General features: G+C 48.3%; 18 protein-coding genes. 13 read left to right on the top strand and 5 right to left on the bottom strand.

Going from position 1 to position 20,343, the window contains the following annotated elements; genetic code table 11:
- Positions 1-158 precede the first annotated feature (158 nt).
- The 3 genes from NIA71_RS07525 to NIA71_RS07515 form a co-directional block, all read right to left on the bottom strand.
- Positions 159-1,283, bottom strand: a complete 1,125-nt coding sequence (locus tag NIA71_RS07525) for an acyltransferase family protein (RefSeq protein WP_253020079.1) — start codon at positions 1,281-1,283, stop codon at positions 159-161.
- Between the two features lie 166 nt (positions 1,284-1,449).
- Complete coding sequence (locus tag NIA71_RS07520; RefSeq protein WP_253020078.1) at positions 1,450-2,772, bottom strand: sensor histidine kinase; 1,323 nt, start codon at positions 2,770-2,772, stop codon at positions 1,450-1,452.
- The gene (locus tag NIA71_RS07515; RefSeq protein WP_148397280.1) at positions 2,765-3,466 is read right to left on the bottom strand and encodes a response regulator transcription factor; all 702 of its coding nucleotides are present in this window, start codon (positions 3,464-3,466) and stop codon (positions 2,765-2,767) included. The genes NIA71_RS07520 and NIA71_RS07515 overlap by 8 nt, the downstream gene beginning before the upstream one ends.
- A 185-nt stretch (positions 3,467-3,651) precedes the next feature.
- On the opposite strand from NIA71_RS07515, the gene mscL reads away from it, so the two are divergent.
- Positions 3,652-4,143: a large conductance mechanosensitive channel protein MscL gene (mscL, locus tag NIA71_RS07510; protein WP_148397281.1), complete on the top strand. Its 492-nt coding sequence runs from the start codon at positions 3,652-3,654 to the stop codon at positions 4,141-4,143.
- Positions 4,144-4,200: 57 nt separating this feature from the next.
- Here the strand turns inward: mscL and NIA71_RS07505 are convergent, their stop codons facing one another.
- Both NIA71_RS07505 and NIA71_RS07500 read right to left on the bottom strand, forming a co-directional pair.
- Positions 4,201-4,893: an LrgB family protein gene (locus tag NIA71_RS07505; protein WP_253020077.1), complete on the bottom strand. Its 693-nt coding sequence runs from the start codon at positions 4,891-4,893 to the stop codon at positions 4,201-4,203.
- On the bottom strand, positions 4,890-5,249 hold the full coding sequence (locus NIA71_RS07500; protein WP_253020076.1) for a CidA/LrgA family protein: 360 nt from the start codon (positions 5,247-5,249) through the stop codon (positions 4,890-4,892). Before NIA71_RS07500 ends, NIA71_RS07505 begins: the two co-directional genes overlap by 4 nt.
- Before the next feature lie 552 nt (positions 5,250-5,801).
- Here NIA71_RS07500 and NIA71_RS07495 point away from each other — a divergent pair.
- From NIA71_RS07495 to NIA71_RS07440, 12 genes are all read left to right on the top strand, one after another.
- The gene (locus tag NIA71_RS07495; protein WP_148397284.1) at positions 5,802-6,017 is read left to right on the top strand and encodes a hypothetical protein; all 216 of its coding nucleotides are present in this window, start codon (positions 5,802-5,804) and stop codon (positions 6,015-6,017) included.
- A 113-nt stretch (positions 6,018-6,130) separates the two neighbouring features.
- Positions 6,131-7,780, top strand: coding sequence for a putative manganese-dependent inorganic diphosphatase (locus NIA71_RS07490; RefSeq protein WP_336246090.1), 1,650 nt, complete (start codon positions 6,131-6,133; stop codon positions 7,778-7,780).
- Between the two features lie 61 nt (positions 7,781-7,841).
- Positions 7,842-9,020: an iron-containing alcohol dehydrogenase gene (locus tag NIA71_RS07485; protein ID WP_253020075.1), complete on the top strand. Its 1,179-nt coding sequence runs from the start codon at positions 7,842-7,844 to the stop codon at positions 9,018-9,020.
- Positions 9,021-9,669: 649 nt separating this feature from the next.
- Positions 9,670-10,374: a UMP kinase gene (gene pyrH / locus NIA71_RS07480; RefSeq protein ID WP_148397287.1), complete on the top strand. Its 705-nt coding sequence runs from the start codon at positions 9,670-9,672 to the stop codon at positions 10,372-10,374.
- Between the two features lie 18 nt (positions 10,375-10,392).
- Positions 10,393-10,947 (top strand): ribosome recycling factor, encoded by a 555-nt coding sequence (frr, locus tag NIA71_RS07475; protein ID WP_253020074.1) that lies wholly within the window; start codon positions 10,393-10,395, stop codon positions 10,945-10,947.
- 168 nt (positions 10,948-11,115) lie between these two features.
- On the top strand, positions 11,116-11,838 hold the full coding sequence (locus tag NIA71_RS07470) for an isoprenyl transferase (RefSeq protein WP_253020073.1): 723 nt from the start codon (positions 11,116-11,118) through the stop codon (positions 11,836-11,838).
- Between the two features lie 3 nt (positions 11,839-11,841).
- Complete coding sequence (locus tag NIA71_RS07465; protein ID WP_253020072.1) at positions 11,842-12,624, top strand: phosphatidate cytidylyltransferase; 783 nt, start codon at positions 11,842-11,844, stop codon at positions 12,622-12,624.
- A 3-nt stretch (positions 12,625-12,627) separates the two neighbouring features.
- On the top strand, positions 12,628-13,086 hold the full coding sequence (locus NIA71_RS07460; RefSeq protein ID WP_253020071.1) for a DUF4829 domain-containing protein: 459 nt from the start codon (positions 12,628-12,630) through the stop codon (positions 13,084-13,086).
- Positions 13,087-14,226 carry a 1-deoxy-D-xylulose-5-phosphate reductoisomerase gene (locus tag NIA71_RS07455; RefSeq protein ID WP_148397292.1) on the top strand — a complete coding sequence of 380 codons (1,140 nt, stop codon included), beginning with the start codon at positions 13,087-13,089 and terminating at the stop codon, positions 14,224-14,226.
- Positions 14,227-14,244: 18 nt separating this feature from the next.
- Complete coding sequence (gene rseP / locus NIA71_RS07450; RefSeq protein ID WP_148397293.1) at positions 14,245-15,258, top strand: RIP metalloprotease RseP; 1,014 nt, start codon at positions 14,245-14,247, stop codon at positions 15,256-15,258.
- 10 nt (positions 15,259-15,268) lie between these two features.
- Entirely contained in the window at positions 15,269-16,321 is a 1,053-nt protein-coding gene (ispG, locus tag NIA71_RS07445) for a flavodoxin-dependent (E)-4-hydroxy-3-methylbut-2-enyl-diphosphate synthase (RefSeq protein WP_253020070.1), read from the top strand.
- A gap of 62 nt (positions 16,322-16,383) precedes the next feature.
- Positions 16,384-20,148 carry a PolC-type DNA polymerase III gene (locus NIA71_RS07440; protein WP_148397295.1) on the top strand — a complete coding sequence of 1,255 codons (3,765 nt, stop codon included), beginning with the start codon at positions 16,384-16,386 and terminating at the stop codon, positions 20,146-20,148.
- Positions 20,149-20,343 lie beyond the last annotated feature (195 nt).

The following is a 20,343-nucleotide window of genomic DNA, read 5'->3' as shown; positions in this document are numbered from 1 at the left end:
AAAAGCCGTTTGTAGCGGTCAATGCTTTTGAATCTTATCTTGTAACATATGAGAAGCTTGAAGCTCTCTTGGAATTATGTGGTCTGAAGCCGGATGATCTTGGCATCAGCCCCCCCTTTTTTTTCCAAATGCTTCTGCCGACTCGCAATATGCCCCGGTCAGGCAACAGCAATAGCAATTCCAATGGCAGCCAGGCACAGAATGATCACCGGAAGGGGACCCCTTCTTTTTTCTTCCAACAGCTTTAAAAGGACAGAGACAATTAGCGACCCTCCGAGGAAAATCGTGATCGACGCTGCCAGAGGCAGTTCAGGCAGAAACTGCTTCATCGCGCTGATGACCGTCCAGTGTGTCAGATACAAGTAAAGGCTAAGTTTGCCAAGATAGATGAAAGCGCCCGTGCCGTGAGAATTGAAAAACCTGGATACCGGCGTCCGATTGAGGAAAGCCAAAAGAATAATTCCCGCAAAAACAAGGATAAAAAACAAGCTGTCCTGCTTATTAAGATGATCCCGCAAAACGAAGAATCCTGCCAGGGAGATATAACAGGTGATCTCTGCCGTCAGGGCAAAACCCCTGTGGATTTCCGCCAGCCCTGAATCCTTCAGCTTGTCAAAGGCCGCATAACTCAGCGCGCCTGCGCACGTACCGGCGAATCCCCGGGGAATAGCCGACAGAATGAAGCCAAAGTATTCATTTCCAATATTCAGCGTCCCCAGAGTCTGGATGATATAGCTATAAATGACGATAATTGAAACCGGGCAGATGACCCATATAAAAGCCTTTTTAAAATAACGTGCCAGTGGATAAGCGATAATCAAAGATAACAGCATTGCCGACAGATACCATGCCTGTCCCAGCAGGTAGTCCGCACCAAACTGAGGGTCCTGGATAAATCCGGCGCCCTGCAGCAGCAAAAATTCCCACTTAAAATGAAAGAGGCTTTCCAGCACCTTGGTGATGGTTGACAAATGGTTTGAAAGCACGAAAAAAATAAATTGAAAGCTGAATACAATGGTATAAGTTCCATAAAAGGACTTTGCTTTATGCAAGGTATAAGCAAAAGAATTCATCGGTTCATCTTTTGTCATAAGGTATTTCATCATGAAAAAACCGGATAGCAAAAAGAAGAAATCCACGAAAACAAAAGCCAGCGGTATATAATTATGTTTGTCCAGCTCCAGATACATGGAACTGAAATGATACAGCATAATAGATACAGCGGCAATAAACCGAATGAATTCTATAGAAGTAGTCCTTGTTGACTTTGATGGAATTTCCATATACGTATCCTTACCCTTTTATTACTTTGTTTCGAGTCTATGAAATGTCCGTACATGCTCCATTGTAGCATAAGAACTTCAGCAGCAGCTGGACTCTGGCAAATTTTCATGAAAATTTGTCATTTTTTACACAAAGCAGTGGGTTTGCGGGAACTGCTGTCCCTCCTTACCAGATAGGCAAAGAAAGTTCTATGCGGAATGTTTCACCCTGCTGGCCATACTCAAAGGTTCCCTTATGTTCGTCCATAATTTTTTCACAGGTCTTAAGGCCAATGTTGCTGCTTTTCTTATCGGAGTGGTTACGGCTGATTCGATTCTCAAAACGGATCAGCAGTCGGTCTGACTGCTGTTGGTACTCCACCCGGATGGGCATGGATGGATCGGCATATTTAAGCAGGTTGGAGAAGATGTTGCCGAATACCCTGCGGATGGAATCCACATCGATGGAAAGACTGCAGTTGATTTCATTGGAGCTGCGGATAATGGTAAAGCCCTTGCTTTCAAGATCAAAGAGGCTTTCTTCCACAACCTGTCCGATGAACTCCGCAGCTCCGGCTGTCTGCATCTCCAAATCATTGGAATCTTTTCCGAACACAATGAAGTATTCAAAGAGCTTGTCGGACATATCTTTGATCTGATAAGCTTTTTTTCTAAGAGCTTCAAAATATTGCTGTTGTTTTTTCGGATCTTGGTACTTCCCCATGTAAAGAATGTCAATATAGCCGATCAGTGCTGTCAAGGGTGTTCTCAGGTCGTGGGACATGGCAGTGACCAGTTCTCGGCTCGACTGCTGATATGTTTCTTCTGCTTCCTGCCGTTCCTTAATAGCACAGCGCATAGCATTAATTTCATGGGCCAAGGAAGCCAGTTCATCGGTTCCCTGTTCGGTAACGAAATAATCCAGATCTCCGCCCTTGAGAATTTTCAATTCGCTTTCCAGCAGAGCAATATATTTCATTTTATGGCGGATAAAGAGAAATAGGATCGCCATGAACACTCCAAAGGAAATCAGGCCGGCGCATACATCGGCAATGATATAATAACGATTCTCAAACATATAAGTCATAGTAGCTTCTGCTTTGCCGTCTTTAAATTGCAGCATGTATTCTCTGGACCCGCTGATGATATCGCCTTCCATCGCATAGTCATCAAAATCGGACGGTGAAACGACGATATTTTCGTCGCTGCTGAAGACAGCCTTGTTATCCCGGTATATGGTCAAAATCAAACTGCGCTGACTGGATACCCATTCTTTCAATTTGTCGGTGTCTTCTAAGGTAAGGCCATTGCTATCGATATAGGATTGCAGTCTGGAAACACACTTTTTTTCCTGTTTGGCAACCATCTGCGGATTGACGAGAACATAATCCAGAACCTTCCATGCAGCTGTATGCAGAAGAAAGAGCAGGAGGAGCGCTAATACAGCGCTGGCAGCTGTCAGTATGGTCAGCTCAATGCTCAGGCGCCGCCGATATGGTTTTTTACTCAATGCGATACCCCTTTCCCCACACATTAGTAATGTACTTTGGATTTTGCGGATCGTCTTCCAGCTTTTTTCGAAGATTTCGTATATGAACCATGACCGTATTATTGGAGTTATAAAAATAGGGCTCCTGCCAGACACGTTCATAAATATTTTGTATAGTAAAAATCCGCTTTCGGTTGCTGGCCAGTAAATAAAGTATGCGATACTCCAGATCGGTCAGGGAAATCTTTTCTCCATTCTTGCGGACTTCGTTGGTTTTCGTATTGATACGCAGATCCTTGACGATCAGATAATCCTCTTCATCAGAAGCTTTTTTTCCGCAATAGATATAATATCTTCGGAGCAGGGCCTTTACGCGTGCGATCAATTCCGAATAGGAAAAAGGCTTTGCGAGATAATCGTCTCCGCCGGCAGAAAAGCCCGCTGTCTTATCCGAATCTTGAGTTTTTGCTGTCAGAAACAGGATCGGTACTGTGGATTTTTTACGGATTTGCGAGCAAGCTGATACCCCAGAGCATCCGGGCATCATTACGTCGAGGATGACCAAATCGATGCTGTCATCAATCATTGATATTGCTTGGCTGCCATTGGTCGCCTCCGCTACCGCATAGCCTTCGCTTTCCAACAGAATGCGGACAACTTCACGGATTTCCGGGTCATCATCTGCAAATAAAATTTTTTTCTTATCAAAATCCATATGCTTCACCTCGACGCTTATTATATACTAGCTTTTTCAAAGAAACTACTGCAAACAGAAATTTTAAGTTTTCTTTAGAGATACTAGAGGCGGCGATTTTTACTGTTTTAGCTGCATAAGAATCCTGTAAATTGTGGTAGAATAGGATTTAAATAATTGGTTGATCGTACAAGGAGGACATACAAATGAAGAGAAAAGGAAAAGGCTTTATCGGTGAATTTAAAGAATTTGTAATGCGTGGAAATGTGATGGATTTGGCGGTCGGCGTCATTATCGGCGGCGCGTTCCAGTCCATTGTCAGTTCGCTGGTTAGCGATGTGATTATGCCGGTGGTCACCCTGGTTACAGGCGGCATCCATTTTGAAAATTGGTTTTTGGCGATGGATGGAAACCATTATGCCACATACGAGGAGGCAAAGGCAGCGGGCGCTGCGGTGATCGGATATGGCACCTTTCTCACCGCTGTCATCAATTTTCTGATTATGGCCTTTGTCATTTTCTTGCTTGTTAAAGGTATGAACAAACTGTCGGAGGCCAATCCGCTGGCTAAAAAGGGCGGTGAGGAAGAATCTGCTCCTAAGACCAAGACTTGCCCGTTCTGCAAGAGCGAAATTCCCGTCGACGCAACGAAGTGCGCCCACTGCACTGCTGACATGCCGGAGGATGAGACCGCATAAACTGCCAGCATAAAACGGCAATTAGGGGCAGCAATTACTTTCCCCGCCCCGTTAAATTCAGATAAAGAGTGAAAAAACAGCAGCCGCGCCCACGGTCATCAGTCCGGCCACAGCGATAGCCAGTCCGCTCATGGCGCCTTCCACCTGGCCCAATTCCACAGCCCGCGAAGTGCCGATCACATGGGCCGCGGTTCCGATAGCTGCGCCTTTTGCCACTGGATGGGTGATCCGGAATACTTTAAAAATGGCATCTGCCAGGATATTGCCGATAATCCCGGTAACAATAATGGTCATGACGGTAATGGTAACAATACCGCCCAGCTCCTGGGAAACGCCGATCCCCATGGCGGTGGTAATGGACTTTGGCAGCAGCGTAACATAGAGCTGGTGATCGAATTTGAAAAGCAGAGCGAATCCCAAAATGCAGAGCAAGCTGGTCAAAACCCCGGAAAAGATGCCGGCGAGGATGGCCAGCGCGTTTTTTTTCAGCGCCTCGATCTGCTCATAAAGCGGCACTGCCAGACATATAGTCGCCGGCGTCAAAAGATAGGAAATATATTTCGCCCCTTCTTCATAAACGCCATAGTCGATATCCAAAAGCAATAAAGAGGGTATAATGACAGCCGCCGCGATCAGCACCGGATTGAAAAGGGACCATTTCAGCTTCCTCTTCAAAAAAACACCCAGTTGGTAGGCGGCGATAGTAATCAAAACCCCTGCGACCGCGGAATTGAGAAACAATTGGTTCATCCTTTGCTCCTTCCTGTTTTCCCCGCCAGGGCCTGAATGACCAGACCGGTAACGGCCATCACGAAAATGGTAGAGATTACTAGAACCGCCAGGATGGGAAGCAGTTTTCCCGATAGAACGCCCCAGCTTTCCATCAGTCCTACAGCGGGCGGAACGAACATGAGGGGCATGACCGCAATGAGAAAGTCGCTGGTTTCCTTGATGTGACCGACCTTCACGATGCCGGTCAGCAGCAGAACCAGTAGAATGACCAGTCCGTAGATGCTGGCGGGTATAGGTGCTGGGATGAAGCGGTTCAAAAGTTCCCCTGCGAACGTGACCGCCAGAATGATTCCAAATTGAGCCAGATATTTCATTGAAACGTCTCCTTGATTTGATATGCTGCTCCCTGGGGGTATTCTTTTAAAAAATGGGCCGCAGGAAACATTGCAATTATACACCTTTTTTCGGAAAAACTCAAAGTAAACAGCGGCCCGATGCCTGGCATTCGGGGGTCTGGTCTGTCCCCCCCCAAAAACGTGCCGCATTTCCATCACCAGCTCATCTGACCAGATTGGTACGGCGCTGCCGAGAGTGATATCGAAAATTGTCGAATAAGATAATTGGTTTAAAAATGTATTCATTTTAGCTCATTGCTGAGATTTTACCAGCGTCTGCAGACTGCAATTCCTGACAAAGGCATTGGTATAGAAGGTAATTTCCACAAGCCTGTGTTTTGGATCAACAATTGAGTTGTTTTCCTCAATTGTTGAGTCAAACTGTCAAACTCTTAATTTTCGCCTTACGGCAACGCCGCACTCAGTGGAGAATATCGTATACTTTTAAAATCAATTAGAGTATAATACCCATATATATGCCTCGCGAGAATGCGGCAGCCTTAGCCGGCTCTTTATGAAAGGAGAATGATGATGTACATTTTAGAATTTAAACTAGACAAGAAACAGATTTTTGCAGAAAGCCTGGAAGAATTGAAAGACAATGTGAAACATGTTCTTGAAATAAGCCCGGAATTAAGAAATCAAGACTTTATTCTTTTAAAAGATGGAAAAGCGGCAAATGCATATGATCGAACCCAAATTTCTAAGGCGATGCTGTTCGGTTGTATGTTTTGGAATTTAAACTAGACAAGAGAAAATTCGTGCAGAACGCCGGGGGATCGCAAAAGAGAGAAAGCACCCTCGGTAGCAGATTCACTGCAGATCAAGAATAGGGGACTAGGAACAAAGAGGGGGAAATCGTGAAAAAGCAGCCAATTTATATAGTCGGACATAAAAATCCCGATACGGATTCCATTTCATCGGCAATTGCCTATGCGGACATTAAGAACCGGACAGAGGAACAAACCTATGTGGCGGCGCGGGCCGGACAGATCAATGAAGAAACCGAGTATGTGCTGAAGCGGTTTGGCATGGAAGCGCCGATCTATCTGTCGGATGTGGGTACCCAGGTAAAAGATATGGAGATTCGCAGAACGCCGGGGGTTGATCGGGAAACGTCCATCCGTGATGCCTGGCGCATTATGACTGAATCGGAAGCTGTTACCCTGCCGGTCACCGGAGATGACGGACATCTGGAAGGTCTGGTCACAAAGGGCGATATCGCCAAATCCTATATTGACGGAAGAGACAGCCGCTTTCTGTCCAAAGCCCGGACCCGCTTTTCCAGCATCGCCCAGACCGTGGAAGGTACTGTGCTTGTGGGAGATGAAAACCGAGTTTTCTCAAAAGGCAAGGTAATCATCGGCGCCGCCCATCCGGACACCATGGAAACGTACTTGGAGCCGGGCGATCTGATCCTGCTGGGCAATCGTTATGAAGACCATCTGCGGGCAGCAGAGCAGGGCGCTGGTTGTATGATCGTCTGCGTCAATGCAAAGGTGGGTTACAGCATCCGCAAAATCGCCCAAAAGACAGGATGCATCATAATCAGTACTCCGCTGGATACCTTTACGGTAGCCAGACTGATCGACCAAAGCATCCCGGTCAGCTACATCATGAACAAAGGGCAGCTTATAACGTTCCATACGGAGGACTATACGGACGATATTAAGGAAATTATGGCCAATACCAGACACAGAGCGTTTCCCGTGCTGGACAAAAACGGCGCCTACGTGGGGACCATTTCCAGACGTAATTTTCTGGGCATGCAGAAAAAACAACTGATTCTAGTGGATCATAATGAAAAGAGCCAGACCGTGGATAATGTGGAAGCAGCTCATGTTCTGGAAATCATCGACCATCACCGGCTGGGATCGCTGGAAACCATTGAACCGATTTATTTCAGAAATCAGCCGGTAGGGTGTACGGCGACGATTCTTTATCAAATTTACGGCGAAAAGGGACTGGATATTCAGCCGCAGATCGCAGGTCTTTTGTGCGCCTCCATCCTGTCTGATACGCTGATGTTCCGTTCGCCCACTTGTACGCCTGCAGATCAGGCGGCTGCGGAATCGCTTGCCAGGATTGCTAATATCCACATCGAAGCATTTGCCAGGGAAATGTTCCATGCGGGAAGCAATCTCTTGGATAAATCGCCGGAAGAAGTCTTTTTCCAGGATTTTAAAAAGTTCATCGCTGGTGACGAAAGCTTTGGCGTGGGGCAGATCAGTTCCTTTGACGAAGAGGAACTGGAGCTTTTGAGGGAGCGGCTTGCGCCTTTTATGAAAACCCAGTGCGGAAAAAATGGCATGACCATGGTCTTTTACATGCTGACCGACATTCTCAAAGAAAGCACCCGGCTCCTTTGCTTCGGGGAGGGCAGCCGCAGGCTGGTGGAAGAATCCTTTGGCATCACCGGCGACCAGGACAGCTATATGCTGCAAGGCGTCGTTTCCCGAAAAAAACAATTGATTCCGGCCTTTATGAGTACGCTGCAGGAAAACGAATAGTTCAGCCCGATCCTTTTATACTAATAACAAGAAGGTTATTATACAAAAGGAGAAGGGTGTTATGAAAAGATTTACTTTACCAAGAGATATTTATTACGGAGAAAATTCTCTGGAAGCATTAAAAACCATCAGCGGCAAGAAAGCCATGCTGGTGCTGGGCGGCGGTACGATGAAGCGCCTGGGATTTGTCGATAAAGCCCTCGGCTATTTAAAGGAAGCCGGTCTGGAAACGAGCATATTTGAAGGGGTGGAACCGGATCCATCGGTGGAGACGGTGATGAAGGGGGCCAAGGCCATGGAGGAATTCAAGCCCGATTGGATCATTTCCATGGGAGGCGGCTCGCCCATCGACGCCGCCAAAGCCATGTGGGTATTCTATGAGTATCCCCAAATGTCATTTGAGGATTTGCTGGTTCCTTTCAGCTTTCCCCAGCTGAGAAAAAAGGCCAGGTTCGCAGCCATTGCCTCCACTTCGGGAACCGCCACAGAGGTGACGGCTTTTTCAGTGATTACAGATTATGAGAAGGGAATCAAATATCCTCTGGCGGATTTTAATATTACGCCTGATCTGGCAATCGTAGATCCGTCCCTGGCCGAAACCATGCCCAAGGATCTGACGGCTTACACGGGTATGGATGCTCTTACTCACGCTGTGGAAGCCTATGTTTCTACTGCCCATTCCCTCTTTACCGATCCGCTGGCGCTGAAGGCGATCGATGTGATCAACACCAGCTTGATCAAGTCCTATGACGGAGATATGAAAGAGCGGGAAGAAATTCACTATGCTCAGTGCCTGGCAGGGATGGCTTTTTCCAACGCGCTGCTGGGAATTGTCCATTCCATGGCCCACAAAACGGGGGCGGCCTTTTCTCAAGGGCACATTACCCACGGTATGGCCAATGCGATGTACCTGCCCTATGTGATCCGCTACAACGCCAGAGTGGAAGAAGCTTTTGAGCGCTATGTGGACATTGCCAGAATCATGGGCATTGAGGGCACGAGAAAAGACAGCATTGAAAAGCTGTGCGGCCGTATTGCCGAGATGAATCGGTATATGGGGATACCGGCTGCTCTGAAAGATCTGGGAATTGATGAGAAGGAGTTTAAGGAAAAACTGCCTGAAGTGGCTAAAAACGCGGTGGAGGATGCCTGCACCGGCTCCAATCCGAGGGCCATTGACGCGCCGTCCATGGAAAAGCTTTTGACGTGTGTGTACTATGGACAGGATGTGGATTTTTAAAGGATCGTCAAGGGGACCAGTGCGGAATCGCGGGGCAGTGCGGCTGCATTGCTCCGGCTCCGCCGGTCCGTTTTTTGTTTTTTGGCCGGGCCGATCCTGGCCTTAGTGGATGCCGGTTCTTGCTTCCGTGCAGGCATCATGGATAAAGCCAGGTTGGTTGCAGCAGCGGGTTTGGCAGGGTCATAAAAGATGAGAGGAACCGATCACCGGCGCGTTTTTGCAAACTGTCGTATAATTAATTTCTCGCACCGGATTCTGATACTTTTTAGGCAAATTTCAGCCCGAGAGCGGGAAATCCCGCCCAAGAATATCGGAAAATAAAACGTTCACAGCTAATTTTGATATTTTTGAAAGCCGGCCACCAAAAAAGTGTCAGAACCCAGTCGGTTTTGAAGAGCTTTTGATAGTCCGGGCTTTCAATCGGCCCCTCAACTAAGGCGGGGATATTTCCATGTGTATACCGTGTGAAAACCAAAGCAGACAGTTGCCCGGCGCGCAGTAGTTGTGGTATAATGGTTCCACCGTTTATATGCGGCGTTGCCGAAAGGTAGGAACCATTGAATCACGCTGCGACGCGGCTTGCGCGGTACAATGGCCGCATCGCCCAGATAGCGGCGGATTACTTAAGAAGAACATAGAGGAGACACGTATGGAATCAAAATACAAGAGAGTCCTTTTGAAGATCAGCGGAGAGGCCCTGGCAGGAGAAGATAAATTTGGACTGAACGAAGAAATGCTGAAAAAAGTAGCTCTTCAGGTTAAAGAAGTCCACGACATGGGCGTGCAAGTGGCCGTTGTAGTAGGCGGCGGCAACTTCTGGAGAGGAAGGACCAGCAAAAATATGGACCGGGCTACAGCCGACTATATCGGAATGCTGGCAACCGTCATGAACGCCATGGCCCTGCAGGACGCCTGTGAAGCGGAAGGACTGCCCACCAGAGTCCAGACAGCCATCGAGATGCGGGAAGTGGCAGAGCCCTATGTAAGGCGGAAAGCCATGAGCCACCTGGAAAAAGGCAGAGTGGTCATTTTCGGAGCAGGTACGGGAAACCCGTTCTTCTCCACGGATACCACAGCAGCTCTGCGGGCGGCCGAGATTGACGCCGAAGTCATTCTGCTGGCAAAGAAGGTCGATGCCGTATATTCAGCGGATCCGGAAATCGATCCCGGCGCTGTCAAATACGATCAGCTGACCCATCAGGAAGTCCTGGAAAAAGGCTTGGGCGTTATGGATTCCACAGCCGCGTCGCTGTGCAGAGATAACCATATTGACATCCACGTATTCGGAATTGCGCAGGAAGGTAATGTAATGCGAGCCGTATGCGGTGAAAAAATAGGAACGATAATCAAATAAGAAACAGGAGGAGAGAACATGATTAATGTACAGGAAAATCTGGGAACGAAAATCGCAAAAAGTCTATCCCTTTTAAAAGAAGAATTAGCTACAGTTCGAGCAGGAAAGGCCAACGCAGCCCTGGTAGACCGGGTAATGGTGGATTATTATGGGACCGCAACGCCGCTGAAAAGCCTGGCAAACATCTCGGTGCCAGATCCGAGAACACTGCTGATCGCCCCCTTCGATCCCAAGTCCATCCCGGAGATCGAAAAGGGGATCAATATTGCCGATATCGGCATCACGCCCGCCAATGACGGAAAAGTGATCCGCCTGACCATTCCGCAGGTAACCGAAGAAAGAAGAAAAGAGCTGACCAAAACCGTTAAGAAAATTGGCGAAGAAACAAAAGTCGCGGTCAGAAATCTGAGAAGAGAAGCCAACGACGAACTGAAAAAAGAGCAGAAGAACGGAGAACTGACTGAAGACGACCTGAAGAATGAAATGGACGACGTTCAGAAAGCCGTAGACAAGGCGATCAAAGACATTGACGGATTGGTAGCGGATAAAGAAAAAGAAATCATGGAAGTTTAATCGTAAAACCCTGTGATTCTTACATGAAAAATCATCAGATGTGGTTCATTGTAACCACATCTGTTTCTTAGAGTAAAAAAGCCAGGCGGCTATATTTGCATTGGATGAAAGTGCAGAAGCGCCGCAGCTGAAAGCAGAACTACCATATAGAAAAAATAGAGGATATTTATGTTAAATAAAGAGCGTATGCCGGTTCATGTGGCCATCATCATGGATGGAAACGGAAGATGGGCAAAACAAAAAAACCTGCCCCGGGTAATGGGTCATAATGCCGGAATGAAGGCCATGAAAAAGATCGTGGACCACTCTGACAAGCTGGGGATCAAGTATCTGACTGTTTACGCTTTTTCCACGGAAAACTGGAAACGGTCTCTGGCCGAAGTAACAGGAATCTTCAAACTGCTGGTCGCTTATGTGAACAGTGATTTGAAAGGACTGATCGACAACAACGTAAGAGTAAAGGTGCTGGGCGATTATTCCCAAATACCCGAAGATGCAAAAAAGAGTTTGGAAAAAACACTGGAGGCGACCAAAGACAACACGGGACTCCAGTTCAACATAGCCTTGAATTATGGGGGAAGAGATGAGATCAGGCGCGCTGTCTGCGCCATCGGAGAAGAGATTAAAGAGGGCCGCTTAGAGCCGCAAGACATTACGGAAGAAATCATCGCCGACCATCTGTTCACAGGAAGCGGCGGCGCCGATGCGCCGGATCCGGAACTGGTGATCCGCACCAGCGGCGAACTGCGCCTATCCAATTATCTGCTGTGGCAGACGGCTTACAGCGAGCTGGTGTTTACCGACGTATTGTGGCCGGAATTCACCCCGGAGGAGTACGAAAAGGCAATCGAAGAATATCAGAGCCGCCACAGGCGGTTCGGCGGGAGGTAAGTTATGAAAACAAGAATTTTATCCGGGCTGATCATGGTGCCGCTTTTAGCGGTGCTGTATTTTGGCGGATATGTTCTGATGCTGGCCTGTTTCCTCATTGGAGTCATGGCTGTACGGGAATTCTATCACGGATTTGAGGCCATGGGCGTCAAACCGTGCTACAATGCTGCCTATGCGGCGATTCTGGGGCTTTATGCCATCAATATGTTCACAAAGGACTACCACTGGTACATGGTATGGTTTTTCGGCTGCGTGCTGATCAGCCTGCTGTACCTTTTCAAAATCGAGGAGAGAAAGCTGGAGGACGGCCTGGCGACGGTAACCGGAATCTTCTATATCGTCTTTTTCTCCTATCACGTGCTTTTGGTGGATCAGACGGGAGAATATTCCATCCTGGTATGGCTCATCGTGCTCACCGCTTTCGGTACCGACGTCATGGCCTACTTCACCGGCGTATTGTTAGGTAAACATAAGCTTTGCCCAAAGATCAGCCCAAAGAAGACCATCGAAGGGTCCATCGGCGGAATTTTAGGAAGCGTGATTCTGTGCGGACTGTTCAGCTGGTTCTTTATACCGAGGCTGCTGATTCACTGCCTGATGATCGGGCTTTTGGGAGGAATCATATCTCAGTTCGGAGATTTGACAGCTTCCATTTTCAAGAGAAAGATGGGAATCAAAGATTACGGCAATCTGATCCCCGGCCACGGCGGTATTTTGGATCGGTTCGACAGCGTGCTGTTTACAGCGCCAATGGTATATTATTACATTATATTGATATTGGGGTAAGAGATGAAAAAAATTGCAATCGCGGCTGGCCTGCTCATCTGCGCGGCGCTGGTTCTTTCAGCCTGCGGCGATAAAAGCGCAGACAAAGAAGCGGAAGAAGAAAACACACCTGTCCAGGTGGTGAAACAATATTTTGCGTATTGGGCCAATAAGGATCAGACTTCCATGGACAGGCTGGTCATCGATGACCAGAAAACGGAAGGGGATGATCCGGATATCACATTGGTCACCTCTCTGACGCTGAACAGCTGTATGGAAGTGGCCGATGAGCTGAAAGAAGAATGGGATCCGGAGCTGTTCGCCGACCCATATGCTTTTGCATATGTGGATACGGATTTTGACATTGCCTTTGAAGGCGGAGAAAGCCCCGGGTACGCGGATGGAAACTATCAGGAGCGTTTTTACCTGGTCAAAGAAACAGAAGATTCCCAATGGAAAATCGTATCGAGAGGTTTAGGTTAAATGAAAAAGATCGCAATATTAGGAAGCACCGGCTCCATCGGTACTCAGGCGCTGGATGTCATTGCTCATCATCCCGACCGGTTTTGTGTGACCGTCCTTTCCTGCAGCAGAAAAATCGATCGTCTCTGCCAGCAGATCGAGGAGTTCCATCCCCAGATGGTGGTTGTTGAGCAGGAAAAAGATGCGCTCGATTTGGCGAAAAAATATCCGGATATCCAGGTGGAATTCGGAGAGAAGGGACTGATCGGGGCCGCCTGCGGCGACTGGGATATGGTGCTCAATTCCTTGATGGGAATTCGGGGAATGATCCCCACTTACTACGGACTAAAGGCCGGAAACGATATTGCCTTTGCCAATAAAGAAACTTTGGTGGCAGGCGGTGAGCTGATTATGAATACCGCAGCAGAAACCGGCCAAAAGCTGCTGCCGGTGGACAGCGAACACAGCGCTATTTTTCAGTGCCTTCAGGGAAATCCGCAAAAAGCGCTGCGAAGAATTTTGCTGACCGCATCCGGCGGACCCTTTCGCGGATTTACCTTGAAACAGCTTGCCCAGGTAACGCTTGCACAGGCGCTGAAACATCCCAAATGGAACATGGGAAGCAAGATCACCATCGATTCTGCAACCATGATGAATAAGGGGCTGGAAGTCATTGAGGCCAAGTGGCTGTTCGATGTCAGCCTGGATCAAATCCAGGTGGTAGTCCATCCCCAGAGCATCGTCCACTCAGCCGTGGAATATTGGGACGGATCAGTCATCGCCCAGATGGGAAAGCCGGATATGCGCATTCCCATCAGCTACGCCTTCAGTTATCCCAAACGGCTTGCCAATGATTACGAGCCTTTGGATCTGTTTACGGAAGGTGCCGCGCTGACCTTTGAAAAGCCGGATATGGAAGTGTTCAAAAACATCAAGCTGGCCTTTGAAGCTTCACGCATGGGCGGCAGCTATCCTGCCGCGCTCAACGGGGCCAACGAAATACTGGTCCAATTGTTTTTAGAAGGGAAAATTCGGTTTATTGATATTCAGAATACCATTGAGCGGGTATTAAATGACCATAAACCGCAATATAATTTAGATTTAGAGGGAATATTAGAAGCGGACAGACAGGCGCGGGAGTCTGCGCTGACGTTTCTGTAAAGGGAGGAAGAGACCATTATGACGATTGTATATGCCATCATCATGTTTTGTCTGCTCATCTTTATCCATGAACTTGGACATTTTATGGCAGCAAAAGCATGCGGCGTAAAAGTAAATGAATTTGCTCTGGGCATGGGCCCGGCGCTTTTCAAGAAACAAAAGGGAGAGACTCTTTATGCGCTCAGGGCCATTCCAATCGGAGGATACTGCGCCATGGAGGGGGAAGACGAGGAATCGGACGACGCACGGGCTTTCAATAACAAACCGGCCTGGCAAAAAGCCATTATCGTCGTTGCGGGGGCGGCGATGAACCTGCTTTTGTGCATCATCGTTCTTATCATCATCGCCCTTTACACCGGGACAGTGACCACCACCATCGATCAGGTAACAGACGGCGGGCCTGCAGCAAAAGCCGGCATAAAGTCAGGGGATGAGATCGTGGCAATCGATGATAAACCGGTGAAAGAGTGGACCGACATTATTGAGGGAATCGGCGGAGCCAAGGGCCAGGTAATCATTCAAGTCAACCGTCAGGGCGAGGAACTGTCTCTGACTTCGGAATTGAGCAAATCCGACGACGGAACCGGCCGCCAGGTGATCGGTATTGTGCCAATGCGGGAGCATAACGTCATAACCGCAGTGGTAAGCGGTACCGCCAACACATGGAATATGACCAAGATGATGGGAAAAACCATCAAACAGCTCTTTACAGGAGAGGTTTCAACAAAGGAACTGACCGGTCCGGTGGGCATTGTCTATGCGGTCAATGACACGGCTAAATACGGATTCGTCTACCTGCTTTATCTGACGGCGCTGATCAGTCTCAACCTGGCTATCGTCAATATGCTGCCGCTCCCGGCTTTGGACGGAGGCAGACTGATTTTCATCATTGTCCGTAAAATTACCGGCAGGGCCATAACCGATGAAATGGAGGGAAAGATTCATTTCGTGGGTATTATGCTGCTCTTTGCTTTGATGATCTATGTGACCTGGAACGATATTGTCCGGTTCATTGTGCCGATTTTCAACTAGGAGGCCAGTTATGACAAAACAAGTAAACTGCGGCGGTGTGAAGATAGGCAGGGGCGCGCCCCTTTCCATCCAATCCATGACCAATGTCAATACAGCAGATATTCCTGCAGCAGCAAGACAGATCCGGAAGCTTTCCGACGCAGGTTGTCAGATCGTCCGTCTGGCGGTACCGGACATGGACGCTGCCCGGGCTTTGAAAGAACTGAAAAAACAAGCTGATGTCCCACTAGTAGCCGATATTCATTTTGATTATCGGCTGGCTCTTGCCGCCATTGAATCGGGAGTCGACAAAATCCGCATCAATCCCGGCAACATTGGAGAAAAGGATAAGATTCGTCAGGTGGCTGACGCGGCCAAAGCGGCCGGCATACCCATCCGAGTAGGCGTCAACTCGGGATCTCTGGAAGCGGATATTCTGGAAAAAAACGGCGGACCCACGGCTGAGGGACTGGCTGAAAGCGCGCTGCGCAATGTGGAGATTTTGGAGGACATGAACTTTCACGATATCGTCATTTCCCTCAAATCCTCCAATGTGAAGATGAATTACCAGGCTTACAAGATCGTGGCTTCCCAGTCCGACTATCCACTGCACATCGGAGTCACGGAAGCTGGAACCGTTTCACGGGGAAAAATCAAATCAGCGGCTGGAATCGGGGCGTTGCTTTTGGAGGGCATCGGAGATACGATGCGGGTTTCGCTCACCGCGGATCCGGTCCAGGAGGTGCTCTTTGCCAAAGAACTGCTTTCCGCCCTGGGCATGAGGGAGAGCGGCATTGATCTGGTTTCCTGCCCGACCTGCGGCAGAACCAAGGTGGATCTGGAATCCATCGCCCTTCAGGTGGAACGGGGTCTTGCGCCCATCGAAGAAAACATAAAACAAAAGAACATAAAGGTTGCCGTCATGGGCTGTGCGGTCAACGGCCCTGGAGAGGCCAAAGACGCTGATCTGGGCGTGGCCTGCGGCGACGGAAAAGGCGTGATCTTTGCCAAAGGCGCGATTATTAAAACAGTGCCGGAGGAAGAAATCGCCGCCGAATTGATAAGGCTGGTGCAAACTCTATGAAACGCCATACATATAGTAAGAATGAAAGACTTGAATCACCACCAGGATTTTTTAGGTAGAATATGAAAGAATTAATCGAAAACAGCATTACATGGACCAAGCTGGGAAAACATCCCAAAACCGAATACAACTACACCATTGAGCGGGCCGTATTGGGCAAATACAACCAGATTTTGACCATACAGATTCGGCTCAATTTTGTGATGCCCTTTCCCGACGTGGAAAAGATACAGGCCATTGCCAAGAGTGAAGTGGAAGGCCTTTCCGGTGTAGAACTGACCTTTGCTTATGAGGATATGATTCAGACACCGGAGGAGATCATCGCCCTCTTCATCGAGCATATGATTCATATTGTCAACGGCAGCTACGCCCCCATTACTAAGACCATCTTCCCTGAAAAATTTCAATTTAAAGATGGCAGGCTGACCATTTTTGCATTGGGAGAAACCTCCGTTTCTCTGCTCAATGAGCAGGTTGCCAGTAAATTTGAACGGCTTCTTCATCAAAATTTTGGAATTGAGGCGGTCGTTGAATTTGAAAATCATCAAGAAATCTACGAAAAAGCCCACCAAGAGATTAAGGAACGGGAGAAGAAGGACGCAGAGGAAAACAAAAAGCGGCAGATGCAGGCCCAGAGCCGTCCAAAGCGGGAACAGGCAGAAAGCGGCGGAAACGGCGGGGCACCATGGGGCGAGAAAAAATCCTGGGGAAAGAAAAAAGACCAGTACGAGCCTGTTTCGGGAAACCGGATCATGGGAAAGCCGATTTTCGGCGACCCTACGCCGTTGGGACAAGTTACCGTAGAAAGCGGAAAAGTGGTGATCGAAGGAATCCTTTTCAAAAAGGCAGAGAGGACGATCAAGAGCGGTTCCAAGTTGATCACACTGCTGATTACAGATAAAAAGACTTCCCTCTGTGTCAAGTTTTTCGCACCTGAACAAAAGTGGCAGGATGTGGACGAGCATCTGAAAAGCGGCGACGTAGTAAAAATTGCCGGTGATGCGGAATGGGATATGTTTGATAATGTTCTCACCGTAAAGGCTAGGAGCATTGAAAAGGGCGAAAAACAGTTCCGGCAGGACAACAGCGAAGAGAAAAGAGTGGAGCTGCATGTACATACGAAAATGAGTGCCATGGATGGACTCAATGATGTCAAGCATTTGGTCAAAACAGCTGAAAGCTGGGGCCATAAAGCGATCGCCATCACGGACCATGGGGTTGTTCAGGCATTTCCTGATGCTTCCCACGCAGGGAAGGATATCAAGATTCTTTACGGAGTGGAAGGCTATTTGCTGGAAGATCGGGATTGCATCCGGGAAGACGGAACCATCGAATACAAGAAAAAGGGTACCAACCATGTAATCATCTTGGCGAAGAACAGGGTGGGGCTGAAGAACTTATACAAGCTGGTTTCTTATTCCCATTTAAACTATTTTTATAAAAGGCCGAGAATGCCCAAATCCGTAGTGACTGCCCACAGGGAAGGCTTGATTATCGGTTCGGCTTGTGAGGCTGGAGAGATTTACCGAGCTGTTCTTCAAAAAGAGAGCCCGGAAGAGATCGAGCGGCTGGTGAATTTTTACGATTATCTGGAGATTCAGCCTCTGATCAACAATCAGTTCCTCATCAACAACGGCACAGTGAGGGATAAGAAGCAGCTGATGGACATCAACCGAGAGATCATCGCCCTGGGAGAAAAATATGGCAAACCAGTAGTTGCCACCTGTGATTCCCACTATTTTGATGAAGAAGAAGCGCTGTACCGTCGGATTTTGATGGCTGGTCAGGGATTCAAAGATGTGGAGGGAGACAAAGGTCTATATTTTCGGACTACTGAGGAAATGCTGGAAGAGTTCTCCTATTTGGGGGCAGAGACGGCTCGCAGAGTTGTCATCGAAGCGCCCAACGCCATTGCGGATCAGATTGAGCGTATGATGCCAGTGCCGGAGGGGAAATTCCCCCCCAAGATCGATCGCTCGGATGAGATTCTGCGGGAAAAATGCGAAGAGCGAGTTGTCGCCATGTACGGCGATCCTGTGCCTGCCGAGATTCGGGCACGATTGGACAAAGAGTTGAATTCCATCATTAATAATGGTTATTCGGTTATGTATATGGCGGCTGAAATGCTGGTGAACAAATCCATGAGCGACGGCTACCTGGTCGGATCCCGAGGCTCTGTTGGGTCTTCTTTTGTTGCTACCATGTCTGGGATCACCGAGGTAAATCCGCTGGAACCCCATTATCTGTGCCCCAACTGCAAGCACTTGGAATGGGGCGATAAAGAAAAGTATGACTGCGGCGTGGATATGCCGGAGAAAAACTGTCCGGTCTGCGGTACCAAATACGATCAGGAGGGCTTTTCCATTCCATTTGAAACCTTCCTCGGTTTTGAAGCAGATAAAGAACCGGATATCGATCTGAACTTTGCTGGTGAATATCAGGGAACCGCCCACAAATACGTCGATGAAATCTTCGGCGCTGAAAATGTATATAAAGCCGGTACCATCGGTACGATCCAGGGAAAGACCGCCTATGGATACGTGATGAAATATTTTGAAGAGCGGCAGCAGCCCATCAACAAATTCGAGGCTGACCGCCTCACCAGCTGCTGTGAAGGTGTCAGAAGAACGTCTGGACAGCATCCGGGCGGTATCATCATCGTGCCCCGCGGCCATGAGATTTTTGAGTTCTGCCCGGTTCAGCATCCGGCCAATGACGTGAATTCGGATATTGTCACCACCCATTTTGACTATCACTCCATTGACCAGAACCTGCTGAAGCTGGATATCCTGGGACACGACGTGCCGTCCATGATCCGTCAGCTCCAGGATATGACTGGAGTCGACCCTTTGAAGGTACCCCTGAAAGATGAAAAAGTAAACAGTATCTTTATCGGGACCGACGGACTGGACATCAAAGACCCGGACTACAAATTTACCCACGGCAGCTACGGAATTCCCGAATTCGGCACGTCGTTTACCCGTAAAATGCTGGACGATACTCAGCCCACCAGATTTGCCGATCTGGTGCGCATTTCAGGGTTTTCCCACGGGACCGACGTGTGGCTCAATAATGCTCAGGATCTGATTGTCAAAGGGATTGCCACCATGAAGGATGCCATCTCTACTCGAGACGATATTATGAACTATCTGCGGCTGAAAGGCCTGCCCAACAAAGATGCTTTTACCATCATGGAAAAGGTGAGGAAGGGGAAAGGGCTGACTCCGGAGCAGGAAAAACTCATGCGGGAGCATCAGGTACCAGAGTGGTATATTGACTCATGTAAAAAAATCAAATACATGTTCCCCAGAGCCCATGCGGTCGCCTATGTAATGATGTCCTACCGGATCGCATATTACAAGGTTTATTATCCGCCGCAGTTTTATGCGGTCTACTTTACCACCAAAGCCGCTGACTTTAACGAAAAAGTCATCTTAAAGGGCGCTGTTTCCATCCAGGAAAAAATGGAGGAAATCATCAATAAGGGCAACAATGCTTCCAAAAAGGAAGAAGCGGAAATGACCGTCTATGAGGTTGCCTATGAAATGTATGCCAGAGGATACGAATTTCTTCCGGCGCGGCTGGGCCGTTCGGACGGAACTAAGTTCGGAACAGAGGACGGCAAAGTGACGCTGCCCTTTGTAGCAGTCACCGGTGTAGGTGAAAACGCTGCCAAATCTTTGGCGGAAGAATACAAAAACCGTCCCTACGAAACGGTGGATGAGATTCGCGACCGGGCCAAGATCAACAAAACGGCCATTGAAGAGTTGCGTGAACACGGCGTTCTGGAAGGACTGCCGGAAACAGACCAGCTCAGCTTGTTTTAATTCAATCAAGCCCAGCTTTATACAGCCGCCAGGCGTTTAGAACTGCACTAATTTTGAAGCTTCGATCAAAATTAGTGCAGTTTTTTAAGCTTGTAGAGGTTGAATTTTGCTAAATCACTTAAAAGGTTAAATCTCTAAAATTTTGCGCCCGCAAACCTACAAAATTTACACGAATTTCACCATCTGCCACATTCC

The organism is Ihubacter massiliensis (assembly GCF_024125305.1).
Lineage (GTDB): Bacteria > Bacillota > Clostridia > Peptostreptococcales > Anaerovoracaceae > Hominibacterium > Hominibacterium faecale.
Note: the sequence above shows the minus strand (reverse complement) of the source record. Positions and strands in the feature narration are given on the sequence as shown.